We start from the raw sequence: 3,288 nt of genomic DNA on the forward strand, positions 1-3,288 counted from the left end.
GCGACGTTGAGTCCGATATGACCGGTGGTGAGCACAGGTGCGGCGACGGTGGTCATGGTTTCCTCCCGGAATGATTAACTGCCTATCGGTTGTTGAGCAGTTAGAACATAGAATGAGCTCACCCGCCTCGTCAACCCTTGAAATACTTTTAGACAGTTAGGAGGGGCGTGTTGATAACCTCGGGCATGCGCGATCCCCGTCCGCACACCGGCGAACCCCCTGCGCTCGACCTGCTCAACACCCGGTGGGCGGGCGCCGAACCCGGCGACCTGCTCGCCGATCTCGACGGGCTGCGCACCTGGCTGGAGCTCCTCGGGCTCGCCGATCGCGTACCCGCCGACAACCACGCCCTCACCGCGCTGCACACCGCGCGCGCAGCCGTGCACGACGCCGTCACTCGCGCCGACCACACCGCACTGAACAAGGTCCTCGACCACGGGCGAATCCGGCGCGAGCTCACCGACGAGGGGCCACAGGACACCCCCGAGGTCGACGACCCGGCGTGGCTACCCGGCTGGCTCGCCGCCGACAATCTGCTGCACCTGATCGCGCAGGCACCGCAGCGGATCCGCCAATGCGCGCATCCCGACTGCGTGTTGTTCTTCTACGACACGTCCAAGAACGGCACCCGCCGCTGGCATTCGATGGCGACCTGCGGCAACCGCACCAAGGCCGCGCGCCACTACGCCAAGACCAGCTGAGCAGCGCCTCGTCAGAACAGTTCGTCGAGCAGCCGGTAGTAGTCGAGCTTGACGCGGTCGGGTTCGGTCAGGCCGTAGGCGGTGTAGAACGCCGTGACCGCCGCGACCCCGAAGTCCCCGGCCAGGTCGCGCTCGGCCAGCGCCAGATCGCGATAGCGGTCGCCGGTGCCCAGCGTCGCGACATCGATGAGCAAGCCGCCGGCGAGCACATTGCCCGGCGTGAAATCGCCGTGCGTGACGACCAGATCCTCGGTGGCCGGGCGCCGCTCCCGCAGGCGCTCGAGTATCGCGGTAGGCGAGAGGTCGCGATGATCGTCGTCGAAATCCGTGGGGTCGACGAAGCCCTCGACCACATGGCGGTGGGCGCGGGCGAGGCTGAGATCCAGACCACCCGCGAAGGGGCAACTCGGCACCGGGAGGTCGTGCAACGACCGCAGGGCGCGGCCCATCTGGGCACCGACTTCGGCCGGATCGGTCTGTCCGGCGAGCGATCCACCGGCATCCGCGAGAACGAGAACATCCTCGGCGAACGCGACCACGTCCGGCACCGCGATCCCGTTGTCGCGCAACCACGTCAGCCGGGCGTGCTCGGCCACCGCCCGCGGACCACGCTTGATCCAGTACTCACCCGACCGCACCAGGTTCCCGTCACAGCCCTCGTGATCGTCGGACCACTCCGGCACCGGCCCGAGGAGCTCCTCGACCACCGGCGGCAGCGGCACGGCCAGCTCGTCGAGATGGTCGAGGGCCGCGCGGGTGGACTCGATGAGTTCGGAATCGCCGTCGGCCACCCGCAGCCGCATGGCCTCGTTGAGCAGCTCGCGCGCCTCCAGCGGACGGTGCTGTTCGGCCAGTGACTTGCCCAGGTGGTGGGCGGCGAAGGAGACGAGCTCGGGGTCGAGCGCGCGGCTGGCGTGCAGCGCCCGGCGGTAGAGGATCTCGGCGTGCCCCGGCTCGCCGTGATAGCGGTAGACATCGGCCAGGTTGATCCAGACGGTGATCCGGCGCCGCTCGGTGTCGGCCAGTTCCAGGGCCTGATCGAGCCGGTCGAGGGCCTCGTCGTAGCGCCCCAGCAGCATCAGCGCGATGCCGAGCCTGCGCAGGCCGGGAAAATCGTGCGGGTCGGCGAGGGCGACCCTGGCCGCGAGGGTTTCGGCGTCGACCGGGATCATCCGCAGCCGCTCGTCGAACCGATACGGTCGCGTGTCCGGGTTCTGCGCTGTCACGGCCATTTCCTGGTCACCACCGGTTCGGAGGTACGTCGAAGTCGGCACACAGCGCCCGCCAGACGTCGCGTGGGTCGACACCATTGTCGATCGCCACCGCCCCCGTGTGCCCCAGCTGGGGTATCACGTGATCGGTCAGCATGGCGTCGGCGCGCGCCACGCCGAACTCGGTGTGCATCAGCTCCTGGAATTCGGTCAATCGCACGTTGCCCAAGATACTCGCGCTGGACCAGAGCCGACAGGGCCCCGCTCAGCGCACCCCCGTCGCGACACCCAGGATCGTCCGAGCGCACCCTGCTCAGGGCCACTCTCCGACTCGTCTGAGCTAACGCCCAGAGACGCACGACGGACGGGATCCGGCGGCGAACTACCGCTTTCGCAGCGTCGCGACAGACCGGGACCAGGCCCTCGAACTCGGCCGGACCGGGGTCGAACTACCGCTTCGCGGCGTCGTGACAGATCTGGACCGGGTCTTCGACTTCCGCCAGACCGGCGGCGGCGTGCCCAGCCGCTTCGGCATAGGCGGGGTCGTCGAGTACCTGACGCACCGCGGCACCGACCGCCTCGGGCGTGAGCGGTCGCACGAGCACCGAACTACCCTGTCGCACCGCCCGATTGGCGAGTTCCCACTGGTCACCGCCGCCGGGGACGGTCACCACCGGCACGCCCGCGGACAGGGATTTGGCGAGCAGGCCGTGTCCACCACCACCAACGACGACCGCGGCGTGCGTGAGCAGTTCGTCCTGGCGGCCCAGGCCGGCGGTGGCCCAGTCGGGAAGATCGGCGGGCGGCGTATCGAGGGTCGAGATGGCCGCGCGCACACCGAGTCCGGCCAGGCCGGACAGGACGATATCGGCCATATCGGCGACGCCGGTGTGCGCGGTCGACGGCGCCACCATCACCAACGGCGCATCGCCGGGGGGCAGCGCAAGCACGGCATCGGTCGGTTCCCACAGCAGCGGCCCGACGACGTGGGTGTCGGCAGGCCAGTCCGGGCGGTCCATCTCCAGCGCGGGCAGGGTGGCGACCAGGCGCGCGGCGGGACCGGGGTCCTCGGCGGGCAGGCCGATGGTTTCGCGGGCCGCCGAACGCTGACGATGTCCGTTGCGGACCGCGCGCGCGGTCATCGTGCGCAGGACACCGTCGCGCATCCGGCCACGCATACCCTCCCCCGGCGCCAGGCCACTACCGATGGGCGGCAAGGCTTTCGACGGCAGGTAGAGCGGGTGCGGTGACAACTCGACCCACGGCAGGCCCAGCCGTTCGGCCGCCATCCCGCCGCCCGCGGTGAGGACGTCGGAGACGATCAGGTCGGGCAGCATCGCGCTGAGTTCGGGCAGGTTCTCGGTAGCGATGTGGGC

Annotated in this window: 4 protein-coding genes; 1 reads left to right on the forward strand and 3 read right to left on the reverse strand. The window is 69.7% G+C overall.

Translation table 11 applies throughout. From position 1 onward, the window contains the following. Positions 1 to 185 precede the first annotated feature (185 nt). Entirely contained in the window at positions 186 to 701 is a 516-nt protein-coding gene (locus ACFWF3_RS29535) for a CGNR zinc finger domain-containing protein (protein ID WP_379316886.1), read from the forward strand. A gap of 11 nt (positions 702 to 712) precedes the next feature. Here ACFWF3_RS29535 and ACFWF3_RS29540 read toward each other — a convergent pair whose 3' ends face one another. The 3 genes from ACFWF3_RS29540 to ACFWF3_RS29550 form a co-directional block, all read right to left on the reverse strand. Then, positions 713 to 1,933: a phosphotransferase gene (locus tag ACFWF3_RS29540; RefSeq protein WP_379316882.1), complete on the reverse strand. Its 1,221-nt coding sequence runs from the start codon at positions 1,931 to 1,933 to the stop codon at positions 713 to 715. Between the two features lie 7 nt (positions 1,934 to 1,940). Then, positions 1,941 to 2,132, reverse strand: a complete 192-nt coding sequence (locus ACFWF3_RS29545; protein ID WP_056815597.1) for a DUF3046 domain-containing protein — start codon at positions 2,130 to 2,132, stop codon at positions 1,941 to 1,943. Positions 2,133 to 2,361: 229 nt separating this feature from the next. After that, on the reverse strand, positions 2,362 to 3,288 hold a 927-nt coding region (locus ACFWF3_RS29550; protein WP_379316884.1), incomplete at its 5' end, for a glycosyltransferase.

This window comes from Nocardia sp. NPDC060220 (assembly GCF_042727815.1).
GTDB lineage: Bacteria > Actinomycetota > Actinomycetes > Mycobacteriales > Mycobacteriaceae > Nocardia.

What these genes read in the sequence shown, in the direction of transcription:
- ACFWF3_RS29535 (WP_379316886.1), top strand. Translation starts at nt 186, where the DNA reads ATGCGCGATCCCCGTCCGCACACCGGCGAACCCCCTGCGCTCGACCTG.
- ACFWF3_RS29540 (WP_379316882.1), bottom strand. Translation starts at nt 1,933, where the DNA reads ATGGCCGTGACAGCGCAGAACCCGGACACGCGACCGTATCGGTTCGAC.